The 24,010-nt window shown below is 59.1% G+C and carries 22 protein-coding genes; 16 read left to right on the plus strand and 6 right to left on the minus strand.

Annotated elements, in window-relative coordinates:
• Positions 1–197: 197 nt before the first annotated feature.
• Positions 198–1,985, minus strand: coding sequence for a glucan ABC transporter ATP-binding protein/ permease (locus MRBLMR1_RS25635; protein WP_500066937.1), 1,788 nt, complete (start codon positions 1,983–1,985; stop codon positions 198–200).
• 272 nt (positions 1,986–2,257) lie between these two features.
• On the opposite strand from MRBLMR1_RS25635, the gene MRBLMR1_RS25640 reads away from it, so the two are divergent.
• From MRBLMR1_RS25640 to ispG, 5 genes are all read left to right on the plus strand, one after another.
• A complete protein-coding gene (locus MRBLMR1_RS25640) occupies positions 2,258–2,998 on the plus strand; it encodes a LuxR family transcriptional regulator (RefSeq protein ID WP_148147741.1) in 741 nt (246 codons plus the stop codon).
• A gap of 112 nt (positions 2,999–3,110) precedes the next feature.
• Positions 3,111–6,584 carry a pyruvate carboxylase gene (gene pyc / locus MRBLMR1_RS25645; protein ID WP_148147742.1) on the plus strand — a complete coding sequence of 1,158 codons (3,474 nt, stop codon included), beginning with the start codon at positions 3,111–3,113 and terminating at the stop codon, positions 6,582–6,584.
• A 123-nt stretch (positions 6,585–6,707) separates the two neighbouring features.
• Positions 6,708–7,520, plus strand: coding sequence for a DeoR/GlpR family DNA-binding transcription regulator (locus tag MRBLMR1_RS25650; protein WP_500066938.1), 813 nt, complete (start codon positions 6,708–6,710; stop codon positions 7,518–7,520).
• Positions 7,517–8,710, plus strand: coding sequence for an MFS transporter (locus MRBLMR1_RS25655; RefSeq protein ID WP_148147744.1), 1,194 nt, complete (start codon positions 7,517–7,519; stop codon positions 8,708–8,710). Before MRBLMR1_RS25650 ends, MRBLMR1_RS25655 begins: the two co-directional genes overlap by 4 nt.
• 98 nt (positions 8,711–8,808) lie before the next feature.
• A complete protein-coding gene (gene ispG, locus MRBLMR1_RS25660; RefSeq protein WP_148147745.1) occupies positions 8,809–10,062 on the plus strand; it encodes a flavodoxin-dependent (E)-4-hydroxy-3-methylbut-2-enyl-diphosphate synthase in 1,254 nt (417 codons plus the stop codon).
• Here the strand turns inward: ispG and MRBLMR1_RS25665 are convergent, their stop codons facing one another.
• A complete protein-coding gene (locus tag MRBLMR1_RS25665) occupies positions 10,063–10,665 on the minus strand; it encodes a TetR/AcrR family transcriptional regulator (protein ID WP_183686363.1) in 603 nt (200 codons plus the stop codon).
• A gap of 73 nt (positions 10,666–10,738) precedes the next feature.
• On the opposite strand from MRBLMR1_RS25665, the gene MRBLMR1_RS25670 reads away from it, so the two are divergent.
• Together MRBLMR1_RS25670 and MRBLMR1_RS25675 are read left to right on the plus strand one after the other, a co-directional pair.
• Positions 10,739–11,215, plus strand: coding sequence for a cupin domain-containing protein (locus tag MRBLMR1_RS25670; RefSeq protein ID WP_148147747.1), 477 nt, complete (start codon positions 10,739–10,741; stop codon positions 11,213–11,215).
• A gap of 124 nt (positions 11,216–11,339) precedes the next feature.
• The gene (locus MRBLMR1_RS25675; RefSeq protein ID WP_148147748.1) at positions 11,340–11,996 is read left to right on the plus strand and encodes a YiaD family glycine zipper/OmpA-like lipoprotein; all 657 of its coding nucleotides are present in this window, start codon (positions 11,340–11,342) and stop codon (positions 11,994–11,996) included.
• 170 nt (positions 11,997–12,166) lie between these two features.
• Here MRBLMR1_RS25675 and MRBLMR1_RS25680 read toward each other — a convergent pair whose 3' ends face one another.
• Positions 12,167–13,090: a polyprenyl synthetase family protein gene (locus tag MRBLMR1_RS25680; protein WP_148147749.1), complete on the minus strand. Its 924-nt coding sequence runs from the start codon at positions 13,088–13,090 to the stop codon at positions 12,167–12,169.
• 140 nt (positions 13,091–13,230) lie between these two features.
• Here MRBLMR1_RS25680 and mtgA point away from each other — a divergent pair, with 140 nt between their 5' ends.
• The 3 genes from mtgA to rpmF all read left to right on the plus strand — a co-directional run bounded on the left by mtgA (position 13,231) and on the right by rpmF (position 15,060).
• The gene (mtgA, locus tag MRBLMR1_RS25685) at positions 13,231–13,977 is read left to right on the plus strand and encodes a monofunctional biosynthetic peptidoglycan transglycosylase (RefSeq protein ID WP_183686361.1); all 747 of its coding nucleotides are present in this window, start codon (positions 13,231–13,233) and stop codon (positions 13,975–13,977) included.
• 67 nt (positions 13,978–14,044) lie between these two features.
• A complete protein-coding gene (locus MRBLMR1_RS25690) occupies positions 14,045–14,707 on the plus strand; it encodes a glutathione S-transferase family protein (protein ID WP_148147751.1) in 663 nt (220 codons plus the stop codon).
• A gap of 167 nt (positions 14,708–14,874) precedes the next feature.
• On the plus strand, positions 14,875–15,060 hold the full coding sequence (gene rpmF / locus MRBLMR1_RS25695; RefSeq protein WP_112458846.1) for a 50S ribosomal protein L32: 186 nt from the start codon (positions 14,875–14,877) through the stop codon (positions 15,058–15,060).
• A gap of 83 nt (positions 15,061–15,143) precedes the next feature.
• Here the strand turns inward: rpmF and phaR are convergent, their stop codons facing one another.
• Positions 15,144–15,725: a polyhydroxyalkanoate synthesis repressor PhaR gene (gene phaR / locus MRBLMR1_RS25700; RefSeq protein WP_148147752.1), complete on the minus strand. Its 582-nt coding sequence runs from the start codon at positions 15,723–15,725 to the stop codon at positions 15,144–15,146.
• Positions 15,726–15,947: 222 nt separating this feature from the next.
• On the opposite strand from phaR, the gene MRBLMR1_RS25705 reads away from it, so the two are divergent.
• The gene (locus tag MRBLMR1_RS25705) at positions 15,948–17,129 is read left to right on the plus strand and encodes an acetyl-CoA C-acetyltransferase (RefSeq protein WP_148147753.1); all 1,182 of its coding nucleotides are present in this window, start codon (positions 15,948–15,950) and stop codon (positions 17,127–17,129) included.
• A 44-nt stretch (positions 17,130–17,173) separates the two neighbouring features.
• Positions 17,174–17,902: an acetoacetyl-CoA reductase gene (gene phbB / locus MRBLMR1_RS25710; RefSeq protein ID WP_148147852.1), complete on the plus strand. Its 729-nt coding sequence runs from the start codon at positions 17,174–17,176 to the stop codon at positions 17,900–17,902.
• 107 nt (positions 17,903–18,009) lie between these two features.
• Here the strand turns inward: phbB and MRBLMR1_RS25715 are convergent, their stop codons facing one another.
• Together MRBLMR1_RS25715 and MRBLMR1_RS25720 are read right to left on the minus strand one after the other, a co-directional pair.
• A complete protein-coding gene (locus tag MRBLMR1_RS25715) occupies positions 18,010–18,264 on the minus strand; it encodes a YMGG-like glycine zipper-containing protein (protein WP_148147754.1) in 255 nt (84 codons plus the stop codon).
• A 32-nt stretch (positions 18,265–18,296) separates the two neighbouring features.
• Positions 18,297–18,452: a DUF3309 family protein gene (locus MRBLMR1_RS25720; protein ID WP_500066939.1), complete on the minus strand. Its 156-nt coding sequence runs from the start codon at positions 18,450–18,452 to the stop codon at positions 18,297–18,299.
• Positions 18,453–18,945: 493 nt separating this feature from the next.
• Here MRBLMR1_RS25720 and MRBLMR1_RS25725 point away from each other — a divergent pair, with 493 nt between their 5' ends.
• The 4 genes from MRBLMR1_RS25725 to MRBLMR1_RS25740 all read left to right on the plus strand — a co-directional run bounded on the left by MRBLMR1_RS25725 (position 18,946) and on the right by MRBLMR1_RS25740 (position 24,009).
• On the plus strand, positions 18,946–22,056 hold the full coding sequence (locus tag MRBLMR1_RS25725) for a helicase-related protein (protein WP_148147853.1): 3,111 nt from the start codon (positions 18,946–18,948) through the stop codon (positions 22,054–22,056).
• A gap of 6 nt (positions 22,057–22,062) precedes the next feature.
• Complete coding sequence (locus MRBLMR1_RS25730) at positions 22,063–22,500, plus strand: RNA-binding S4 domain-containing protein (RefSeq protein ID WP_148147755.1); 438 nt, start codon at positions 22,063–22,065, stop codon at positions 22,498–22,500.
• Positions 22,501–22,693: 193 nt separating this feature from the next.
• Complete coding sequence (gene fdxA / locus MRBLMR1_RS25735; RefSeq protein ID WP_112505794.1) at positions 22,694–23,032, plus strand: ferredoxin FdxA; 339 nt, start codon at positions 22,694–22,696, stop codon at positions 23,030–23,032.
• A gap of 404 nt (positions 23,033–23,436) precedes the next feature.
• Positions 23,437–24,009, plus strand: coding sequence for a CarD family transcriptional regulator (locus tag MRBLMR1_RS25740; protein ID WP_148147756.1), 573 nt, complete (start codon positions 23,437–23,439; stop codon positions 24,007–24,009).
• Position 24,010: the final 1 nt, after the last annotated feature.

Genomic DNA, 24,010 nt, shown 5'->3' on the forward strand with positions numbered 1-24,010 from the left:
ATTGGCAATGATGTTTTTTTGCGGGGAGGGCGGATTTCGTCCCCACCGCGGCAAGCCCGCGTAAGAACCGCGGCCTCTTTCGTCATGCTCAGGCGTGTCCCTAGGATGACGCCACGCAAAAGGCCTATCCCAGAAACATAAAAGCCCGGCGTCTTATGGAGCGCCGGGCCGTATAGTAATCTATCCAAAAAACTGCATCACGCCGGGTTCGGCGTCGCCTCCGGTTTCTTGTCCTTTTTCGACGCGTCTTCATCGTCGCTGTCATCCAGCAAGCCGCTGGTTCGCAGGAGCGAGGCGAAGCGGCCGCCGAGGCGGCTCAGTTCGTCATAGCTTCCCATTTCGGCGACACGGCCGCCATCGAGGAAGATGACCGTATTGGCGTCGCGCACGGTCGACAGGCGGTGGGCGATTATGAAGGTGGTGCGATCCTGCCGGAGCTTGTCGATTGCCACCTTTACCCGGGCTTCGGTCTCGACGTCGAGCGCGCTGGTTGCCTCGTCGAGAACGAGGATCGGAGCGTTTTTCAGGATCGCGCGGGCGATTGCGATACGCTGGCGCTCGCCGCCGGAAAGCTTGTTGCCGCGCTCGCCGACCGCGGTCTCATAGCCGTTGAGGCGGTCCTCGATGAACTCGGTCGCGGCAGCGGCTTCCGCCGCCTTGATGATGTCGGCCTCGGTAGCATCCTCGCGGCCGAGGCCGATATTGTCGCTGATCGAGCGGTTCAGAAGGCCGGCGTCCTGAAAGACGGTGGCGATCTGCTGGCGCAGGGATTTGCGGGTGACGGTTGCGATATCGATCCCGTCGATCAGGATCTTGCCCTGCTGCGGATCGTAGACCCGCTGGAGAAGATTGATAAGGGTGGTCTTGCCGGCGCCGGTCGGTCCGACGATCGCGACCGTCTGGCCGGCTCTGGCAGTGAACGAAATGTTGTGGACGCCCTGCTTGGTATTGGTGAAGCCGAAGCTGACATCGCGGAATTCCACCTCGCCGTTGACATCACGCAGCTCACCGGCATTGGCGGGCTCGGTGCGGTCATCGACGGAATCTTCGAGCGCGAAGAAATCTTCGAGCTTGGCGCGGGCCTCGAAAATCTGGGTGGCGAACTGGCGCAGCAGGTCGAGGCGGGCGATCAGCAGGTTGGCGAAACCGATAAATGCGACCACATCGCCGACGCGGATCTCGCCGCGCTGGACGAGCGTGGTGCCGATGACGAGGATAACGCCCATGGAGACGGTCGAGGCCGTGCGGTTGAGGCCGCCTGCCAGCGCCCACCAGTCGAGAACAGGATACTGGGCTTTCAGCAGGTCCTTGGTATAGACCTTGAGGGCCTGGGTTTCAGCCTCGATACGGTTGTAGCTATGCAGGACCGAGACGTTGCTGATCGAATCGCTGACATGCGAGAACACCTGGTGATAGTGGCTTTCCACGGAGGCTTGGCCTTCCTTGGTTCGCTTCATCACCGCAACGCCGATCACCCAGTAGAAGACGGCGAGGCAGAGCAGTACGAGGCTGAGGCGCCAGTCCATGGAGATTGCGGTCGGGATCAGGAAGAAGATCGCCACAGCAGTTGCGAGATGCGTGCGCATGAATTCGAGCCAGAGACCGAAAAGGCTTTCGGCGGCGCGAAGCAGCGTGTGAAGGGCGTTGGAAGTGCCGCGCTGGTGATGCCAGGAGAGCGGCATCGAGATGATCCGCCCGAAGGCCTCCGTCAGCAGCGATGCACGCCGGCCGTGTGCAAGCCGGTCAGCCTCACGGGCCACGAGTACGTATGCTACCGTATTGAAGAAGCCGAAAGCTGCCCATAGGATCAGGACATTGGTCACTGCACCGCCGGAGGATATCGCATCGATGATCCAGCCGAACAGGATCGGCTCTGCGATGGTGATCACGGCCAGCACGATGTTGGCGATGACGATTGCCGTCACGCGCCACTTGTTCTTGCCCAGGTATCCAAGTGCCCGCCCATAAACCTGAAATAGTGTCAACCGTCTAACCTCTTCAGTCACTTTCACCCTAATGTGGGTCACAGAGCTTTATGGACAATACAAGGCGATTCCAAGCCATTATCGTAGGCGAGATTGTGTCGCTATGGTGTGTCGTGTAGAAAAATAGGAATGCACGTATTTGTGGTGTTTATCGATTCAGCGATGCTAGATTTGGCGGCTCGGTTTCAATCAATCCTAACCGTCTGTGTAAACTATCTCGGCAATTGTAGCATATGTAATTCGGCATGCCCGGTTCGGGCTCGGGGGCGGTATTGAATATTACCATGATTGTCCAGTTCCTGGTGTTGCTTGGGGAAGCAAAGACGCCGGAACAGGTTACCGCCGAGCTGGAAAGCCTGGTCGGTAGCTATGGGTTTGATTTTTACAGTCTTCTCATCCAGCCCCTGCCGCAGCTCAATCTGCAGAGATCAGTCCTTGCCGCCGAATGGCCGGCAAACTGGACGGAACTCTATACCCAACGGAAATATTCGCTGATCGATCCGACGCTTCGGTGGCTGCGCCTGGCTCAACGGCCGTTCCGCTGGAAGGATGCGCTTTTGACGTTGAAGGCCGATCCGCATCGTCAACGAATGAAGAGGATGCTTCAGGAGGCTGCGCGGCACGGGCTGCACGACGGATATCTGTTTCCGGTCCATGGCCGCAACGGACTTGTCGGCAGTTTCGCGGTTGGCGGTAATCCGGTCGACCTCTCGCCGGCCGAAATCAGCCTGTTCGATGCGGCTGCCAAAGCGGTTTTCTGGAAGTTGCTTGAGCTTCGCCACAAGGCGGATATCTTCGAGAATGCGCCTTTGAGCGATGTGCAATTGACGCGGCGGGAAATGGAAATCACACTTCTATTGGCCAACGGCCTTACCTCTAACGAGATAGCAAAGGAGCTGGATATTTCCAGCCATACAGTCGATTGGTACATCAACGGGCTGCACGAAAAGCTCGGTGCTAACAACCGGCAGCATTTGATTGCGCTGGCGTTTCGTCTGGCGCTGATCGCCTGAGGCAATCTGTGCAACTTGAGGCGCCATTTTCGGCCAACTTTATACTTGCGTAATTTCAGGGATATTGATCTCTTGCGGTGCAACAAACTCAAATTGCCGTGGGGAGAGCGCTTTGCAGATAAAGAAGATCCTTGTTGCCAACCGATCCGAGATCGCAATCCGCGTTTTCCGCGCTGCCAACGAGCTCGGGATTAAGACGGTCGCGATCTGGGCGGAGGAAGACAAACTTTCGCTGCACCGGTTCAAGGCGGACGAGAGCTATCAGGTCGGCCGCGGCCCGCATCTTGCCAAGGATCTAGGCCCGATCGAGAGCTATCTCTCGATCCCGGAAGTGATCCGGGTCGCTAAACTCTCCGGCGCCGACGCGATCCATCCCGGTTACGGTCTGCTTTCCGAAAGCCCGGAATTCGTCGATGCCTGTGACGAGGCCGGCATCATCTTCATCGGCCCGCGGCCCGATACGATGCGGCAGCTCGGCAACAAGGTGGCTGCCCGCAATCTTGCCATTTCGGTCGGCGTGCCGGTCGTTCCGGCAACCGATCCCTTGCCGGACGACGCCGCAGAAGTGGCGCGGATGGCTGAGGAAATCGGTTATCCCGTAATGCTCAAGGCTTCCTGGGGCGGCGGCGGTCGTGGCATGCGCGCCATCCGCGACCCCAAGGACCTAGCCAAAGAAGTCGTCGAGGCCAAGCGCGAGGCGAAGGCGGCTTTCGGCAAGGACGAGGTCTATCTGGAGAAGCTGGTCGAACGTGCCCGTCACGTCGAAAGCCAGGTGCTGGGTGATACGCATGGCAATGTCGTGCACCTGTTCGAGCGCGATTGTTCCATCCAGCGACGTAACCAGAAGGTGGTGGAGCGCGCACCTGCTCCCTATCTTTCCGAGGCGCAGCGTGCTGAGCTTGCCGGCTATTCGCTGAAGATCGCCAAGGCGACGAATTATGTCGGCGCCGGCACGGTCGAGTATCTGATGGATGCCGAGACCGGCAAATTCTACTTCATCGAGGTGAACCCGCGCATCCAGGTCGAACATACGGTGACGGAAGTCGTGACCGGTATCGATATCGTCAAGGCGCAGATCCACATTCTGGAAGGCTTTGCAATCGGTACGCCGGAATCGGGCGTGCCTGCCCAGGAGAATATCCGGCTCAACGGCCACGCCCTTCAGTGCCGCATCACGACGGAAGATCCGGAACAGAACTTCATCCCGGACTACGGGCGTATCACCGCTTATCGTTCGGCTGCCGGCTTCGGTATCCGGCTGGATGGCGGTACGGCCTATACGGGTGCGATCATCACCCGTTATTACGATCCGCTGCTGGTCAAGGTGACGGCCTCGGGATCGACGCCGCAAGAAGCGATCAGCCGCATGGATCGCGCGTTGCGCGAATTCCGTATTCGTGGCGTGGCTACAAACCTGACCTTCCTCGAAGCGATCATCGGGCACCCGAAATTCCGCGACAACACCTATACGACGCGGTTTATCGATACGACGCCGGAACTGTTCGAACAGGTGAAGCGCGCCGACCGTGCGACGAAGCTTCTGACATATCTCGCCGACGTGACCGTCAACGGCCATCCGGAGACGAAGGGGCGGCCGACGCCATCGGACAAAATCTCGAAGCCCGTCCTGCCGTTCATCGAAGGGGCGATCCCGGCCGGTACCAAGCAGAAACTCGATGAGCTGGGGCCGAAGAAGTTTGCCGAATGGATTCGCGGCGAAGGCAGGGCGCTGATCACCGATACGACGATGCGTGATGGCCACCAGTCGCTGCTCGCGACCCGCATGCGTACCCACGACATTGCCAGCATTGCCGGTGTCTATGCACGGGCGTTGCCGAACCTCTTCTCGCTGGAGTGCTGGGGCGGTGCGACGTTCGACGTTTCGATGCGCTTCCTCACCGAAGATCCGTGGGAGCGGCTGGCGCTGATCCGGGAGGCGGCTCCGAACATCCTTCTGCAGATGCTTCTACGCGGGGCAAACGGCGTCGGCTACAAGAATTATCCCGACAATGTCGTCAAATATTTCGTCCGTCAGGCGGCGAAGGGCAGTTCCGAAAACGGCGGCATCGATCTGTTCCGCGTGTTCGACTGCCTGAACTGGGTCGACAACATGCGAGTGTCGATGGATGCGGTGAACGAGGAAGGCAAGCTGTGCGAGGCGGCCATCTGCTATACCGGCGATCTCGGCAATTCCGCACGGCCCAAATACGACCTCAAATATTATGTCGGCTTGGCGCAGGAGCTGGAAAAGGCCGGCGCGCATATCATAGCCGTCAAGGACATGGCCGGGCTTCTGAAGCCGGCCGCGGCCAAGGTTCTGTTCAAGGCGCTGCGTGACGCGACCTCGCTGCCGATCCATTTCCATACGCATGACACATCGGGCATTTCGGCAGCCACAGTGCTTGCGGCCGTCGATGCCGGCGTCGATGTGGTCGATGCGGCCATGGATGCGTTTTCCGGCAATACATCGCAGCCATGTCTCGGTTCGATCGTCGAGGCTCTTTCGGGCTCCGAGCGCGATCCGGGTCTCGATCCGGAATGGATCAGAAAAATCTCGTTCTACTGGGAAGCGGTGCGCAACCAGTATGCGGCCTTCGAAAGCGATCTGAAGGGGCCGGCTTCGGAAGTCTATCTGCATGAAATGCCGGGTGGCCAGTTCACCAACCTCAAGGAGCAGGCACGCTCGCTGGGTCTCGACACCAAATGGCACAAGGTCGCCCAGACCTATGCGGACGTGAACCAGATGTTCGGCGATATCGTCAAGGTCACGCCGTCCTCCAAGGTGGTCGGCGACATGGCGCTGATGATGGTCTCCCAGGACCTGACGGTTGCCGATGTCGAAAACCCGGACAAGGATATCGCTTTCCCGGAATCGGTCGTTTCGATGCTCAAGGGCGATCTCGGCCAGCCTCCGGGCGGATGGCCGGAAGGCATCCAGAAGAAGGCTCTGAAGGGTGAGAAGCCCTATACGGCGGTTCCCGGTTCGCTGCTCGCGCCGGCCGATCTTGCCAAGGAGCGCAAGGACATCGAGGAGAAGCTTGGCCGTAAGGTCGATGACTTCGAGTTCGCTTCTTATCTGATGTATCCGAAGGTGTTCACCGATTTCGCACTGGCGTCTGAAACCTATGGCCCGGTCTCCGTGCTGCCGACGCCCACCTATTTCTACGGGCTGGCAGACGGCGAGGAAATGTTTGCCGATATCGAGCGGGGCAAGACGCTGGTTATCGTCAATCAGGCAATCAGCGCTGCAGATGCGCAGGGCATGGTGACAGTATTCTTCGAACTCAACGGCCAGCCGCGCCGCATCAAGGTGCCGGATCGCAATCGCGCCGCCTCCAGTGCTGTTCGCCGCAAGGCGGAAGCAGGCAATGCCGCACATCTCGGCGCGCCTATGCCGGGTGTCGTCTCGACGGTATACGTCTCCTCCGGCCAAACGGTGCAGGCGGGCGATGTGTTGCTCTCCATCGAGGCAATGAAGATGGAGACCGCGCTGCATGCCGAGAAAGACGGCGTGATCACCGAGGTGCTCGTCAAAGCTGGCGACCAGATCGACGCCAAGGACCTGCTGGTGGTCTACGCCGCCTGAACAAGGTTTTTGCGTGAATGATATAAGGCGGCCCAATTAACTGGGCCGCCTTTTTTCGTTGTGACATATTTCGTGTTTGTGCACGATATTGCGCACTTGTGCCGACTCATGCATGATTTCGGCATGGATCAATTTGTCAGTGAGAGACAGGCGAGGATACTTTCGGAGCTTCGCGCGAGGGGGCGTGTTGCGGCGCAGGATCTTGCGCAGGCGTTTGAGGTGTCGGAGGACACGGTCCGGCGCGACCTCAGGGAAATGGCGGGACGCGGCGAATGCGAGCGGGTTTATGGCGGAGCGCTGTTGCCGGTGGGCAAGACGGTTCCGCTGAAAACCCGCATCTTCGAGCAGCCGGATCGAAAGGTGATGCTGGGGCAAAAGGTGGTGGACCTGCTTGAAGAAGGCAGTGTCGTCTTATTCGATGCGGGTTCGACCAATCTTGCTGTTGCCCGCAGTCTGCCCGAAAATTTTCGCCTGACCGCCGTTACCAATACGCCGGCAATTGCTGCAGAACTCTCCGGTCGACCCGGCGTCGAACTGATCATGATCGGCGGCAGGGTGGATCCGGCTGTCGGGGCTGCGCTCGATGCGACTGCCATCCGGCAGTTAGAAATGATCCGGCCGGATCTTTGCATTCTCGGCGCCTGCGGCCTGACGCTGGAAGACGGGCTGGCCGCGGATATTTTTGAAGACGCTGCCTTCAAGCGTATGGCCTGTGCTGCCAGCAGACGCAGCCTCGCCGCCATCACCTCGGACAAGCTGGGCTTGAAGGCCGCGTTTCATGTGCATGCGCTTCAGGCCCCCTTGTCGCTGGTGTTCGAGGCCGATGCCGACGAGGCGCTGGTGGAAAAGATAAGTCTTCAGGGTGTCGAGGCACATCGATGCGGTGCCGCCGCCTCAATCAACGAAAAAAATGCATCAAGAGGAAATACCCCATGAGCCAATCCGAGATCGAGAAGGCCGGCCGGCCGCTTGGATCCTATCTGACCAGGGAGCGGGCCGGTGTCGCGCTTCTTTTCCTGATGAACGGTTTCATGATCGGTTCCTGGGCGCCGAAAATTCCGGAATTCGCCTCGCGCCTCGGGCTCAGCGAAAAAGAGCTTGGATTGATGATCCTGGCTTTCGGCCTCGGCTCGATCATCATGATGCCGATTGCCGGTAGCCAGATCGCCCGGTTCGGCTCCAGCACGGTTTCAAAGTTCGCGGCAGTGCTGCTGACGCCCATGCTTCTACTACTTTCCCTCACGGGAGATGTCTGGACCGGCGCGGTCGCCATCTCGCTGTTCGGCGGCCTGATCGGGGCAATGGACGTGGCGATGAATGCCAATGCGGTGGCGACCGAAAAGCATATGCGCCGGGCGATCATGTCGTCCTGCCATGCCTTCTGGAGCCTCGGCGGCCTTTTGGGTGCATCCAGCGGCGGTTTCCTGATCCAGAAGCTTGGCGTGTTCAGCCATTCCGTCATCGTCACGCTGATTGCGGCGCTGATGGTCGCTCTCTGCTGGAAGATCGTGCTGCATGACGCGCCGCATCCGGATGAAGCCAAGGACGAGACACGCAGCCGGTTGCCGCGTTCGCCCTTGCCCTGGCTGATCGGTGTGATCGCGCTTTTCTGCATGATCCCGGAAGGCGCCATTCTCGATTGGGGCGCGCTTTACATGCGCAACGAGCTCGGTGCGTCTGTCGCTCTGTCCGGTTTCGCCTTTGCCGGCTTTTCGCTGACCATGGCGATCATGCGGTTTGCCGGTGATCTCATTCGCGACCGGTTGGGTGCCGTCATGACGCTTCGGATCTGCGGCACGATCGCGATCTGCGGGCTTGCGATCATCGGGCTTGCTCCCAACACCACTGTTGCCATCGCCGGTTTCGCGCTGGCCGGTATCGGCATTTCCAACATGGTGCCGATCGTGTTTTCGGCTGCCGGCAATCTGCCGGGCATGGCTGCCGGTGTCGGATTGTCGGTCGTCACGACGATGGGTTATTCCGGCATTCTGCTTGCACCCTCGGTGATCGGCTTCGTTGCCGAACATACCGGGCTGGCGTCGATCTTCCTTGCGTTGTCGGGTTTCCTCGTTGTCGTGCTGGCGGTCTCGCGGCTCGCGCGTCACGCGGACGGGGCGCATCATTGAGGCCGATGCCGCAAAACTGACACGGCTCGGTGGTTGACAAGCGGCAATGCATACGCCACCTGAATTGCAACTCTGCTTGTAGGCACCGAGACCCGACCATGACATCACCCATAGATTTCGATCCGAAACCGCGCCGTCAAACCGTTGCGGTCGATGTGGGTGGGGTCATCGTGGGTGGTGGTGCGCCGGTCGTCGTACAATCGATGACCAATACGGATACTGCCGATATCGATGCGACGGTGGCGCAGGTCGCGGCACTCTACAAGGCGGGTTCGGAAATCGTGCGCATCACCGTCGATCGCGACGAAAGTGCCGCCGCCGTGCCGAAGGTGCGCGAACGCCTTCTGCGTCTCGGCATGGATGTGCCGCTGGTCGGCGACTTCCATTATATCGGCCACAAGCTGCTTTCCGATCACCCGGCTTGCGCCGAAGCTCTTGCCAAATACCGTATCAATCCGGGCAATGTCGGCTTCAAGGACAAGAAGGACAAGCAGTTCGGCGACATCATCGAGATGGCGATCCGTTACGACAAGCCGGTGCGTATCGGCGTCAACTGGGGTTCGCTCGATCAGGATCTCCTGACCACTCTGATGGACCGCAATGCGGAGGCCGGTTCGCCGCTTTCCGCCCGTCAGGTCATGCATGAGGCGATCGTGCAGTCGGCGCTGATTTCGGCCGAACTTGCCGAATCGATCGGCCTGCCGCGCAACCGCATCATCTTGTCCGCCAAGGTCAGCCAGGTTCAGGACCTGATCGCCTGTTATTCGATGCTGGCCGAGCGCTCCAACCATGCGCTGCATCTGGGTCTTACCGAAGCCGGCATGGGTTCCAAGGGCATCGTCGCCTCGTCGGCCGCCATGGGTTATGTGCTGCAGCACGGGATCGGCGATACGATCCGCGTCTCGCTGACGCCGGAACCGAATGGCGACCGGACTAAGGAAGTGCAGGTGGCTCAGGAAATCCTGCAGGTCATGGGCTTCCGCCAGTTCATTCCGGTCGTTGCCGCGTGTCCGGGCTGCGGCCGCACGACCTCTACCGTGTTCCAGGAACTGGCACAGAACATCCAGGCCGACATCCGCAAGAACATGCCGATCTGGCGCGAGAAATATCCGGGCGTCGAAGCCTTGAACGTCGCCGTCATGGGCTGCATCGTCAATGGTCCGGGCGAGAGCAAGCATGCCGATATCGGCATCTCGCTGCCGGGAACCGGCGAAACGCCGTCCGCGCCCGTCTTTATAGACGGCAAGAAGGCGATGACGCTGAAAGGCCCGAATATCGCCGGCGATTTCGAGAAGCTTGTCGCCGACTATATCGAGAACCGTTTCGGCCAAAACCGCACGGCTGCCGAATAATTATTTTGCCTCGGCCAGCGTTTTTGCGAGCATGGCCTGGGCAGACCAGCGAATGACCTTTTCCCCCCTGTCGATATCCATGGCGCAGACGTCGCGCAGCACGATGATCGCTTCGATGCCTGTCAGCAGAGATAGGCCGGCGAGCAGGGTCTCGTAAGCCGGTTTCGACAGCTTTTCCTTGATCGGCTGTAGCGCTTCCGACAGCCAGGGAAGGCGGCGGCCTGTGCGCGGGATCTGATCATTGGTGGCCGCTGCCGCTAGAAATGCGCGAAAAACGCTTTCGTTTTCGGCGACCATCCGGAAAATCCGGCCGACCATCTCGTCCAGCCGCTGCTCAACCGTGCCGTTGTTCGAAACCTCTTCGGAAAGCTGAACCTGCTCCGCCACCGCATCCAGTGCGGCCTCGCGCAAAATGTCGTCCGGCTTGGAGAAGTATCGATAGGCCGTGGCGCGGGAAATACCGGATGCATCAGCCACATCCGCGACCGAAAACGACACTCCATCCTCGATCATTTTTCGTGCTGTCTTTAGCAGTTCGGCTCGCGTTCTCTTCTTCTGGTTGATCCGTCCGGAGCCTGTTTCGCGCAATACTTGACCTGTCATCATATTTCCTTTATGAGAAAATAGTCTCATTAAGAGGCGATCGTATCATAAAGCAAGAAGAGGGCAAGACGACATGACCTCCAAGGTCAATCCCAGCGACACCGCGCCGATGACGGTTCATTTTCTCGGCAATCTGCTGACCTTCCATATCCGCAGCGCCACAACGGGCGACAAGTTCACGTTGATCGAGAACCGCACCGCACCGGGACAAGGTGCGCCCGTGCATCGGCAGGCGGATGACGAGGCCTTCTATGTTCTGGAGGGGGAGTACGAATTCCTGCTCGACGGCACCTGGCATAGTAAGGGAGCCGGCGAGGCGCTTCATATCGCGCCCGGCACCGTGCATGCCTTCCGCAACCCCGGAAAAACCGATGCGCGGATGCTGATCATCAACTCGCCCGGCAGCCTGCATGAGGCTTTCTTCGTCGATGTCGGCGAAAAGGTCGAGTTTGGGCAGACGGCGTTTCCACCGATGACGCCGCCGGATGTTCCGGCCATCGTCGCCAGCGGGTTGCATAATCGGATCGAAATTCTTCCTCCTGCCGCGTGACCGTGTTTGCAGGCGACGTCTTCTCCTCGTCAGTGGCCAATGATGGGGAGAAAACAGTCCTTTCCTCGTTTTGCCGCATTTCGTGGTAAGGAAGTGCGACCACCTAGGACGGGAAACGATTCGAATGCTCAAGAAATTTGCCATCGTCGCGCTGGCCGCGACCTTCCTTTCTGCCTGCACCACGACCGATCCGTATACGGGCGAGCAGAAGGTTTCCAATACTGCGGGCGGCGCCGCAATCGGTGCCGGTATCGGCGCACTCGGCGGTCTCGTCATCGGCGGCGGCAACAAGGGCCGTAACGCCTTGATCGGCGCTGCAATCGGCGGTCTCGCCGGCGGTGCTATCGGCAATTACATGGACCGTCAGGAAGCCGAACTGCGCCAGCAGCTTCAGGGCACCGGCGTCTCGGTGACGCGCCAGGGCGACCGCATCATCCTCAACATGCCGTCCAACATCACGTTCGCGACCGACCAGGACCAGGTCATCCCGCCGTTCTACGATACGCTGAATTCCGTGGCGATCGTGCTCAACAAGTTCGGCAAGACCTATATCGACGTCAACGGCCACACCGACTCGACCGGCAGCCTGCAGCATAACCAGGCGCTTTCCGAGCGTCGTGCTGCCTCCGTCGCCAACTATCTCGGCGGTCGCGGTGTCGACCAGCGCCGTATCTCGACCATGGGCTTCGGCCCGTCGCAGCCGGTCGCGTCCAACGCAACGCCGGACGGTCGGGCGCAGAACCGCCGCGTCGAAGTGGCGATCGCTCCGATCCAGCAGTAAAAACAAACCCACTGCCGGCTGTTCAGGCCGGCGGTGGGTTCATCTCTGTGAAGTCGTTTTTTGACGGCTTAGAGCATTTCCGCCTTTCTTCGAAACGCGAAACCGCTCTATCTGTTTGTTTTTACGCAATTCCGGCCGCAAAACCGGTTTCCACTTTTGCTGGAATTGCTCTAGCTCTGGCGATTGGCGACGAAGCGTGCCGCCTGCTGCAGGATTTCTGCCTTTTCGCCATAGGGCGCGAGCAGATCGACAGCTTCGACCGTCAGCGCATTCAGCGTCTTTTCCGCCCAATCCATCCCGTGCAATCCGACCAGCGTGCCCTTGCCGCGTCCGGCATCCTTGCCGGCTGCCTTGCCGAGCGTTGCCGCATCGGAGGTGACGTCGAGCAGATCGTCGGCAAGCTGGAAGGCAAGGCCGATCTTTTCGCCGAAGAGTTTTAGCCGCTTGCGGTCGTCATCGGATGCGCCGGCAATGACCGGGCCCGCCTCGCAGGCAAACCGCAGCAATGCGCCGGTCTTCATCGCCTGCAGGGTGCGGATGCCGGCTTCGTCGGGGGCCGTCTTTTCCGCCGCCAGATCGAGCGCTTGTCCGCCTGCCATGCCGCCGACACCGGCAGCACGGGCGAGTGCTGAGATCAACTGTATCTTGCTTTCGGCATCAAGCTGCGTTTCCCGCGCCGAGATGATATCGAAGGCGTAGGTCAAAAGGCTGTCGCCGGCTAGGATCGCGACTGCCTCATCGAAGGCCTTGTGGACCGTCGGCTGGCCGCGGCGCAGATCGTCGTCATCCATGGCCGGCAGATCGTCATGGATCAGCGAATAACAGTGCAGGCATTCGAGTGCCGCACCGATGCGCAGTGCCGTCTCGCGTTCTCCGCCGAACAGGGCGGCACTTTCGATGACGAGGAAGGGTCGCAGCCGCTTGCCGCCGTTCAACGTTCCATGGCGCATCGCAGCGGTCAGGTTTTCCGGCCGGGCGATCTCGTCTTCCAGCGCCTGCGATGACAGAAGGCGCATCAGCAGTGTTTCCGTCTCGACGGCGCTCTGCTTCAGTCGGGTCTCGAAAAGGGGCTGATCGGCGGGCTTCGTGTTCATGGCCGCTGTGTTGCATGCCGCCACAGCGCTGGCAACGGGATTTACCACCCCACAGGAAGTTTAACGCGAAAGACTCGTCACATGCCGACATACTGGCTATGAAACATCGGGTTGCTTATCGGGGCTCTTGGGAACTTCGTTTGGATATCACGCCAGATCGACAGACTGAGGAAGAGGAACCCGCCATGCCGCGACGGCAAAAGGCGGGATCGTTTTCGCGTGTTGGCCGAAAGGCCGTTCTCATCATCGCTGCACTTCTCATCCTGCCCTATCTGCTCATTCCCGTTTACGCTGTGCCGTTTACCCGGCCGGTCTCGACGCTGATGCTGTCGGAACTGTTTCTCCTGCGCGGTTACGACCGGCGTTGGGTGGATCTCGACGAGATCTCGCCCAATCTCGTGCGCGCGGTGATGATGTCGGAAGACGGGCAGTTCTGCTTTCATGGCGGCGTCGACTGGAAACAGATGCGAGGTGTCGTCGAGGATACTCTCAGCGGCGAGGCGACCCGCGGCGCCAGCACGATCTCGATGCAGACGGCGAAAAACCTATTTTTGTGGAACGGTCGTTTCTTCGTGCGCAAGGTGCTGGAAATGCCGCTGGCGATTGCTGCCGATACGATCTGGACGAAGCGGCGGATGCTGGAAATCTATCTCAACGTAGCGGAATGGGGGCCGGGCATCTATGGTGCGGAAGCCGCCGCCCAGCATTATTTCAAGACAAGTGCGGCAAAGCTCAGCACCGGCCAGGCAGCACTTCTGGCCGTGGCACTGCCCAATCCGTTTACCCGCGTTGCCAGCAAACCGGGCCGCGGCATGCGCCGTCTAGCTGCCGTCATCGATCGGCGGGCGAGGAATTCCGGTGAATATATCAAATGCATTTATGACTAGGTTCTAGGCTTTTCATTGGAGGCTTTTGGCCTGTGCCTGTAGCGTGAGGCAAAAGCTGGAGACTGTCATGGCTGAAGAACTCACCCTTTATATCGGCAACAAGAATTATTCGTCCTGGTCGTTCCGGCCTTGGATCGCGCTGACGGCGGCAGGCATTCCGTTTCGTGAAGTGCTGATCCCCTTCGATGACAAGGGGGGCAATCCGAAATTCAGGGAAATCTCGCCGACAGGCCGGGTGCCGTGTTTGCATCACGGTGCGTTTCGCGTCTGGGAATCGCTTGCGATCATCGAATATGCTGCCGAGCTTTTTCCGGAGAGAGCCATTTGGCCGAAAGCTGTTGCAGACAGGGCTTTGGCGCGCTCCGTTTCGATGGAGATGCTGTCCGGCTTCAGGGGTATACGCAATGCCTGCCCGATGAACCTGCGGCGGCCAAAACGCCGGCTCGACCTGCCGAAGGATTTGCAAGCCGGTGTCGATGCCGACGTGGCGCGGATTTCCGCGATCTGGACCGAGCTGACGGCGCGCTCGGGCGGGCCTTATCTGTTCGGCGAATTTTCGGCGGCAGATGCTATGTTCGCGCCGGTGGTCAACCGGTTCGAGGCATATGACCTCGTGTCCGACAAGGTTGTGCTTGCCTATATGGCGGCGATGAAGGTGCATCCGGCGTGGAAGGCGTGGGAAACAGCAGCGCTTGCCGAGACCTGGATCGTGCCGGCGGACGAAGCATGAATGGCTGGATTCGACGAATCCGGCGCGGCCGCGAAAAAATGCCTGTGGGGACTGGTCAAAGCCCTGACGTGCATGTATAAGTCAGCCAAATTTCCGAGATCGAGACGTGACGGGTTCGGCCTCACAGGGGCCGAATAAGGCGTTTTGCACGAAGTGGAGTAACACAAATGGCAGTACCAAAGAGAAAAGTTAGCCGATCCAAGCGCGGTATGCGCCGCTCCGCAGACGCGCTGGCTACCCCGACGTTTGTCGAGGACAAGAATTCCGGCGAACTTCGCCGTCCGCACCATATCGACCTGAAGACCGGCATGTACCGCGGTCGCCAGGTTCTGACGCCGAAGGAAAGCGCATAAGCGTTTTTCTCGAGCAGAAACTTTAAAGCCCGGTCTGACCGGGCTTTTTTGTTGCGCGAAATTCTGTTTTCAGGATTGCAGTGTCAGGCGCCGAGGCTGTCCAGCCGACTCTGGAGGCTACGGAGCTGTTCCTTCAACTCGTCGATATCGCGTGCCTCGGCTTTTTTCGGTGCCGGGCTTGCCGGTGGGGCGGAATAGGGTGCGAACATCTGCATAGCCTGACGGAACATTTCCGTGTTGCGACGCACCTGATCTTCCATCATCTGCATCGGAGCGTGAAGGTTCTTGGCCAAAGGCGTCTCGCCGAAGGCGCGTGTCATCTGCTCTCGCATCTGTACTTGCTGTTCGGTGAAAGCGTGCATGGATTGTTCAAGGAATGTCGGCACGACCATCTGCATCTGATCGCCATAGAAAGAAATGAGCTGGCGCAGGAAGGAAACCGGCAGAAGCGTGTTTCCCGTCTTGGATTCCTGCTCGAAGATAATCTGTGTCAGGACCGAATGGGTGATGTCCTCGCCGGTCTTTGCGTCCTGCACCGCAAAAACCTCACCCTTCTTCACCATCTTGGCGAGATCCTCCAGGGTGACATAGGTGCTGGTGCCGGTGTTATACAGCCGCCGGTTGGCATATTTCTTGATAATCGTCTCGCCTTCGGCTTTCGCCATCGTTTTGCCTCCCACAGCACGAATCTTATTATTTCGAGGGCAAGCGCCCTTCTCCCAGCATGAAATGTAAGCTCAACCATGCGCCGAGACAATGTTTTTGTGCGGCGCGACGAAAATCGTGTTGCGCAGCAAATGACTTCAAAGCCGATGTCGCGTGCGTCCATTTGACACCTCGACCGAGCTTTGCCAGTGTCCGGCCAACAATAATGCCGGAGGAAACGCATGCCTCATCCTTCTATTGTCATCGCCGCTGCGGGTCGTACCGCTGTCGGCTCGTTCAACGGTGCCTTCGCAAGCGTGCCGGCGCATGAACTCGGAGCCGTTGCCATCAAGGGGGTATTGGCGCGCGCCGGGGTCGAGGCAGGCGAGGTGGATGAAGTCATCCTCGGCCAGGTCCTGCCGGCAGGCGAGGGGCAGAACCCCGCAAGGCAGGCGGCGATGAAGGCAGGCGTGCCGCAGGAAGCGACCGCCTGGGGCGTCAACCAGCTTTGCGGATCAGGTTTGCGTGCTGTTGCGCTTGGTATGCAGCAGATTGCGCTTGGCGATGCGAAGATCATTGTTGCCGGCGGACAGGAATCGATGTCAATGGCGCCGCATTGCGCCCATCTTCGCGGCGGTGTGAAGATGGGTGACTTCAAGATGGTCGATACGATGCTGAAGGATGGCCTGACCGACGCATTTTACGGTTATCACATGGGAATTACGGCGGAAAATATCGCCCGCCAATGGCAGCTTTCCCGCGATGACCAGGATCAGTATGCGGTTTCCTCGCAAAACAAAGCCGAGACTGCACAGGCGGCAGGGCGGTTCCGGGACGAGATCCTGCCCTTCGTCGTGAAGGGAAGAAAGGGCGATGTCACCGTCGACCAGGACGAATATATCCGTGCCGGGGCGACGCTGGACCTGATGGCCAAGCTTCGTCCTGCCTTCGACAAGGAAGGTACGGTAACAGCCGGAAATGCCTCGGGTCTCAATGATGGTGCTGCCGCCGTCGTACTGATGACGGAAGAAGAAGCCGTTCGCCGCGGTATCGAGCCGCTCGCACGCATCGCGTCCTGGGCAACGGCAGGCGTTGATCCGCAGATCATGGGGACGGGGCCGATCCCGGCGTCGCGCAAAGCCTTGGAAAAGGCGGGCTGGAAAGTTTCCGATCTTGATCTTATCGAGGCGAATGAGGCATTTGCGGCGCAGAGCTGCGCAGTGGTCCGTGATCTCGGTCTCGATCCGTCGATCGTCAACGTCAATGGCGGAGCAATCGCCATCGGTCATCCGATCGGCGCTTCCGGCGCTCGCATTCTCAACACTTTGTTGTTCGAGATGAAGCGGCGCGGATCGTCGAAAGGGCTGGCGACGCTATGCATCGGCGGCGGCATGGGGGTCGCCATGTGTCTGGAACGTCCATGAACGCCCTTGAACCGTGACGCGGTTTTAAAAGAGAAGGAAGAATGATGGGGCGAGTTGCTCTCGTTTCGGGTGGTACGCGCGGCATCGGTGCCGCGGTTTCGGTCGCCCTAAAGGCCGCAGGATACAGGGTTGCTGCGAGTTATCACGGCAATGACGAGCGTGCATCCCAGTTTCACGACGCAACCGGCATTCCAGTTTTCAAGTGGGACGTGTCGAATTACGATGCCTGCGTTGCCGGTGTCGAGGCTGTTGAGAAGCAGATGGGTCCGATTGAGGTTCTCGTCAACAATGCCGGCATTGCGCGGGACAACATGTTCCACCGCATGACGCCGCAGCAGTGGAACGAGGTGATCGGCACCAATCTCAGCGGACTGTTCAACATGACCCATCCTGTGTGGCCGGGGATGCGGGAACGCGGTTTTGGCCGGATCATCAGCATATCGTCGATCAACGGACAAAAAGGCCAGTTGGGTCAGGCGAATTATGCAGCCGCGAAAGCCGGCGATGTCGGTTTCACCAAGGCACTGGCGCTCGAAGGCGCGTCGCGCAACATCACCGTCAATGCGATCTGCCCGGGTTATACCGAGACGGACATGGTGAAAGCCATTCCGCAACATGTGCTGGAGGAAAAAATCCTACCGCATATACCGGTCGGGCGGCTTGGCAGGCCGGAAGAAATTGCCCGCTGCGTGGTGTTTCTGGCTTCCGACGATGCGGGTTTCATTACCGGCTCGACGCTTACCGCCAACGGCGGCCAGTATATGGCCGGCTGAACAGGCCGAGGCCTGTTGCTACTTGCAGGCAATATAGATCATCAAAAATTGAGGCCGGAATCCTCTCCCGATTCCGGCCTTAACATATTCAGCTGAAAACGTGCCGCTTAGCGGCAACGAGCTTCGTAGGTACGGCCATAGCGGTCGCGATAGACGCAGTAGCCGCGGTGCTTCTGGGATTCGCCGATGGCTGCCCCGATCAGACCGCCGCCGACAGCACCGACTGCCGCGCCACCCCAGCTATTGGTCACAGCGCCGCCGATAACCGCGCCGGATGCTGCACCGATGGCCGTTCCCTTTTCGGTCGAGGTGCACGATGCGAGAGTGCCGACAAGTGCGGCGATCAGCATGATCTTCTTCATAACTCGGTTTCCTTCCCTTCCACGTTGATAGTTCAGATCCTGCCCATGAGAAGCAGGATGATGATGATAAGAACGATGAGACCCAAGCCGCCCGAAGGACCATAACCCCAGTTCCGGCTATGTCCCCAATTCGGCAGAGCGCCGATAAGGAGCAGAATGAGTATTACGAGTAGAACCGTTCCGAGCATGGGTTTATCTCCGCTTTCCTGAAGCCAGGATGAATTTGCGGTGAGAACGTGGCGCTGGAACTTTTGTTCCATTGGCGTGGAAGTCCTTGTTCTCACTCCTTGTTACGGGCTGTTAACGGACGTTGAGAGATGTCTCTAACTTCTGATGCGTCAAAAAATGCTGATTGGTCGGGTGATTGACTCTCGAAGCGATACGAGTCCTTGACCTGTTCTCGTCGGGAAAGTCGGCGGAATGTCCGTTGGTACAATATGATGTGTCTGTCTAGTTTCTGTGTCTATATATTGTGAGAACGGAGCGTGAATCCAGTGAGTCTTCGATTCGTCGCCGATTCGTTCACTTTTGTTCCGAAGATGTCGTCAGCCCGGTTTTCAGCCGCCTCAGCGTCTTTCTTCTTGCGTTTGTCGCGTTGCGTCGCCATGTGTTGCGAAACTTCGGGCGACAATGGAGCCCGTGGTTGATTAGACGTGGAACTTCGCTTTGAATTCTCAGCCAATGATTTTTAGCGGGCGTGGCGTAACCGCCGTGCTTGGCCCCACGAATACCGGCAAGACCCATTACGCGATCGAGCGCATGGTGGCGCACGGCTCAGGCGTGATCGGCCTGCCGCTCCGGTTGCTCGCGCGCGAAGTCTATACGAGGCTGGTGGAGAAGGTCGGGCATCACAATGTTGCACTGATCACCGGGGAAGAGAAGATCACGCCGCATATGGCGCGTTATTCGGTCTGCACCGTCGAGGCGATGCCACGCGAGACGAAGGCCTCTTTCGTCGCGATCGATGAAGTCCAGCTTGCCGGCGATCTTGAGCGCGGACATATCTTTACCGACCGCATCCTGCATCTGCGCGGCCGTGACGAGACGCTTCTTCTCGGCGCTGCAACCATGCGGCCGATCCTCGAGAATCTTCTGCCAGGCATTACGATCGTGGAGCGCCCGCGCCTGTCGCAGCTTTTTTATGCGGGCCAGAAGAAGATCACGCGCCTGCCGCAGCGGACCGCGATTGTCGCCTTTTCGGCCGATGAGGTTTATGCGATCGCCGAACTGATCCGCCGCCAGCGCGGCGGGGCTGCCGTCGTGCTTGGAGCGCTCAGCCCGCGCACCCGCAATGCGCAGGTCGGCCTTTATCAGGAAGGTGATGTCGAATATCTGGTGGCCACCGATGCGATCGGCATGGGCCTCAACCTCGATGTCGACCATGTCGCCTTCGCGCAGGACCGGAAATTCGACGGATACCAGTTCCGCAATCTCAATCCTGCCGAAATGGCGCAGATTGCCGGTCGTGCGGGGCGGCACCTTCGCGATGGCACGTTCGGGGTGACGGGACAGGTCGCGCCGTTCGACGACGAGCTGGTGGAGCGGATCGAGGGGCATCATTTCGACAGTGTAAAGGTGCTGCAGTGGCGTTCGAAAAACCTCAGCTTTTCGTCGCTCAATGAGCTTCGGCGCAGTCTTGATGCAAATCCGACGATACAGGGGCTGACGCGTGCTTTGCCGGCTACCGACAGCCAGGCGCTTGACTATCTGTCGCGCTATCCGGAAGTGAAGGATATCGTTACCACGCCGGAGCGTGTGGAGAAATTATGGGACGCCTGCGCGCTTCCAGACTATAGAAGAATTGCGCCGGCGCAGCATGCTGACCTTATTTCGACGCTTTTCTTCGATCTTGTGCGTCGCGGCACGGTGAACGAGGACTTCATGGCGGAGCAGGTTCGCCGTGCCGACCGCACCGACGGCGAAATCGATACCCTGTCTGCCCGAATCGCGCAGATTCGAACCTGGACCTATGTGTCAAACCGACCCGGCTGGCTTGCCGATCCGACACACTGGCAAGAAAAGACACGGGAAATCGAGGATAGGTTGTCGGACGCGCTACATGAAAGGTTGACGAAACGCTTTGTTGATCGCAGGACATCTGTGCTCATGAGGCGCCTAAGAGAGAATGCGATGCTGGAAGCAGAAATCAGTGTGAATGGCGATGTGTTTGTCGAGGGACATCACGTCGGACAGTTGGCGGGATTCCGCTTTACTCCGGTCTCGGGGACCGAAGGACCGGATGCCAAGGCTGTTCAGGCCGCCTCACAAAAGGCGCTGGCGCTGGAGTTCGAGGCGCGTGCCGCCCGTCTCTATGCTTCCGGCAATAACGATCTTGCCGTCGGTTCCGATGGTTCTGTGCGTTGGCTCGGCGATCCGGTTGCCCGTCTTGCAGCAAGCGACCATGTCATGCGCCCACGGGTCATCCTGCTGTCGGATGAACAGCTGACCGGCAATGCCCGTGAACACGTGGCCGCCCGCATCGAACGTTTCGTCAATCATCATATCGCAACGGTGCTGAAGCCGCTCGACGACCTGTCTCGTGCGGAAGACCTGCAGGGTCTGGCAAAGGGCCTAGCGTTTCAGATCGTCGAAAATCTCGGTGTCTTGTTCCGTCGGGATGTTGCCGAGGACGTGAAGTCCCTCGATCAGGATGCTCGCGCCTCGATGCGCCGCTATGGCATCCGTTTCGGCGCCTATCACGTCTTCATGCCTGCGCTGTTGAAGCCGGCTCCGGCCGAGCTTATCACGCTGCTGTGGGCGCTGAAGAACGATGGTCTCGACAAGCCGGGTTATGGCGACCTTATTCCGGCTCTTGCCGCTGGCCGCACGTCGGTTGTTGCCGATCCGTCGTTTGAGCGGACCTTCTACAAGCTCGCCGGTTTCCGTTTCCTCGGGAAGCGTGCGGTTCGCGTCGATATTCTCGAACGTCTTGCAGACCTTATCCGTCCGCTCTTGCAGTGGAAGCCGGGTGCGACGCCGCGTCCGGAAGGTGCCTATGACGGTCGCCGGTTCACCACGACGACGGCCATGCTGTCGATCCTCGGTGCAACGCCGGACGATATGGAAGAAATTCTTAAGGGTCTCGGCTATCGGGCCGACAGCGTAACTGCGGAAGAGGCTCAGGCCTATCTCGCCAGCCAGACGCCGGCCGCCGCTGCATCCGCAGCATCGGACGAGATTTCCGCTGTGGAGATTTCGGCTGAAGCATCTGCTGTTGAAGAAACGGCAGACGCAGGCACTGCGGAAGCCCCGTCTGAAACAGTGACCGAAACTGCGGCTGAACCGGTTGTCGAGGCTGCAGCCGTAGAGCTGTCTGCCGAAGTCGAAGGTGCGAAGCCTGCGGAAGCTGAAGAGCCGAAGCCGGTTCTGTTGTGGCGCCCGGGCGGCGGTCGTGAAAACAACCAGCGTGGTGGCCGTCCGCAGGGCGATCGCCGCGGTCATGGCGGTGACCGGGGTGGTGATCGTGGCGGCCAGCGCAATGCCGGCGGCGAAAATGCTCCGCAGGGCCGCCGTGATGGTGATCGTCGTGACAACCGCCGCGGCGGTGAGCAGGACAAGCGCGAAGGCCAGGGTCGCGACCGTAACAACGACCGCAGGGGTGACAAGCGTCCGCAGGGCGATCGTCCCTTCCGTGGCGAACGCAACGAGGGTGGTCCGCGTCCGGAACGCGGCGGGCAGAAGAACAACCAGCCTGCACGTTTCGAGGCAAAGCCGCCGCGCAAGGAAAAGCCGATCGATCCGGATTCTCCTTTCGCAAAACTCGCTGCTCTTAAGGAGCAGATGAAGAAGTAAAGGGTCATGAGCGAAAAGCCATCCGGGGATTTGCGGCAACGCATCGACAAATGGCTTTTCTTCACCCGCATGGTGAAGTCCCGATCACTCGCGCAAAGCCTGCTCAATTCCGGCCATGTGAAGGTGAACGGGGCTTCGATCCGCCAGCCGAGCTTCCAGGTGAAGGTAGGCGATCGGGTGGAAATCGCGCTCGATCGGCGCGATCTCATCCTGGTCGTCAAGTCCGGTGGCAAGCGGCGAGGGCCTTACGAAGAGGCCAAGGAACTCTACGAAGATCTCACCCCACCGCGCGAGAAAACCGAGCGCCTGACGATGCTGGAACAGGCGCAGCGCATCAAGGGATCCGGCCGTCCGACTAAAAAGGAACGCCGCGAGACAGACCGTCTTTTTCCCAATGCTGGTGATGCCGACTTGGGTGCCGGGATCAATTGGGACGATGATTAGAAAATGCGCCCTGTTTCCGCGTTTTTTCGAAATGGTTTATCCTTGCTAAGCTTGGATAAAGGCTTTACGTGACGTTCGAAAATGCCGGATAGCCCGCCTCTGTCGTTCCAGCGGTTGCGTTGCCCCCGTCCGGCCCTCGGGGCCCGACCGTTCCCAATCGTGTCCTGATCAACGCGTTGATGTGGAGTGCTTCATGACTTATGTCGTGACCGATAACTGTGTCCGCTGCAAATATACCGACTGCGTCGAAGTCTGCCCGGTGGATTGCTTCTATGAAGGCGAGAATTTTCTCGTCATCCATCCCGACGAATGCATCGATTGCGGCGTATGCGAACCTGAATGTCCTGCCGAGGCAATCAAGCCCGATACCGAGCCGGGGCTGGACAAATGGCTGAAGATCAATGCGGAGTTCGCCCAGATCTGGCCAAACATCACGATCAAGAAAGATCCGATGGACGGCGCCAAGGAGCTTGACGGCGAGGCGGGCAAGTACGAGAAGTATTTCTCTCCGGAACCGGGCAAGGGCGACTGAGTCTAGGTTGTCCAGCCGGGATGTGCCTGCCTTGCTGTCGCAGGCGCCATTGAAGCGTTGCTGCTTTCATAGGCAGGACGCTATAATGTTGCTTTGCGGACTCTGTGAAGCAAATTATTGATTTCCGCACTTTTTTGTGGTAGACAAGAGATACTGTTCCACAAGGCGGCACTCGCGTGCCCAAAAAACATCACGAAAGCACAGATCAATCACACGCGCTCCCCGAGACATAAACTCGTTTCATGTTGTCGGTCGCAGCTCAGCGATGGGATTTGTTTTTTCGCGCGCGTTTTGTCGGACCAGTATGGAGTGACCCGACGGTTTCCCCCGTCTCATCCGGGCCTGACAGACCCGGCTTTCCCCTGACCCAGATGTGGGTGAGTAGAAGGGAGTTTTTGAAACGAATGACGACTCAGCAGAAGAAGAATTCCCCGGCTCGCCAGGGTTTCAAGACCGGCGAATCGATCGTGTATCCCGCTCATGGCGTTGGTACGATCAGTGCGATTGAAGAGCAAGAAGTTGCTGGCATGAAGCTCGAGCTTTTTGTGATCGACTTCGAAAAGGATAAGATGCGCCTGAAGGTTCCGGTCGCCAAAGCCGTTGCTATCGGCATGCGCAAGCTTTCGGAAACGGACTTCGTCGAACGCGCGCTCAAGGTTGTGCAGGGCAAGGCTCGTGTGAAGCGCACCATGTGGTCGCGCCGTGCCCAGGAATATGATGCAAAGATCAATTCCGGTGACCTGATTTCTATCGCTGAAGTGGTCCGCGATCTCTATCGCGCTGAAAACCAGCCGGAACAGTCTTATTCCGAGCGTCAGCTTTATGAGGCTGCTCTCGACCGAATGGCCCGTGAGATCGCGGCCGTCAACAAGATGTCGGATACCGAAGCTGTTCGTCTTGTAGAGGTCAATCTTGCCAAGGGACCCAAGCGCGGCAAGAGCCTTGATGAGGATGAAGCGCAGGAAGAAGCTGCCTGAT

It is taken from the genome of Neorhizobium sp. LMR1-1-1.1, assembly GCF_040675795.1.
In the GTDB taxonomy this organism is placed as follows: domain Bacteria; phylum Pseudomonadota; class Alphaproteobacteria; order Rhizobiales; family Rhizobiaceae; genus Neorhizobium; species Neorhizobium cellulosilyticum.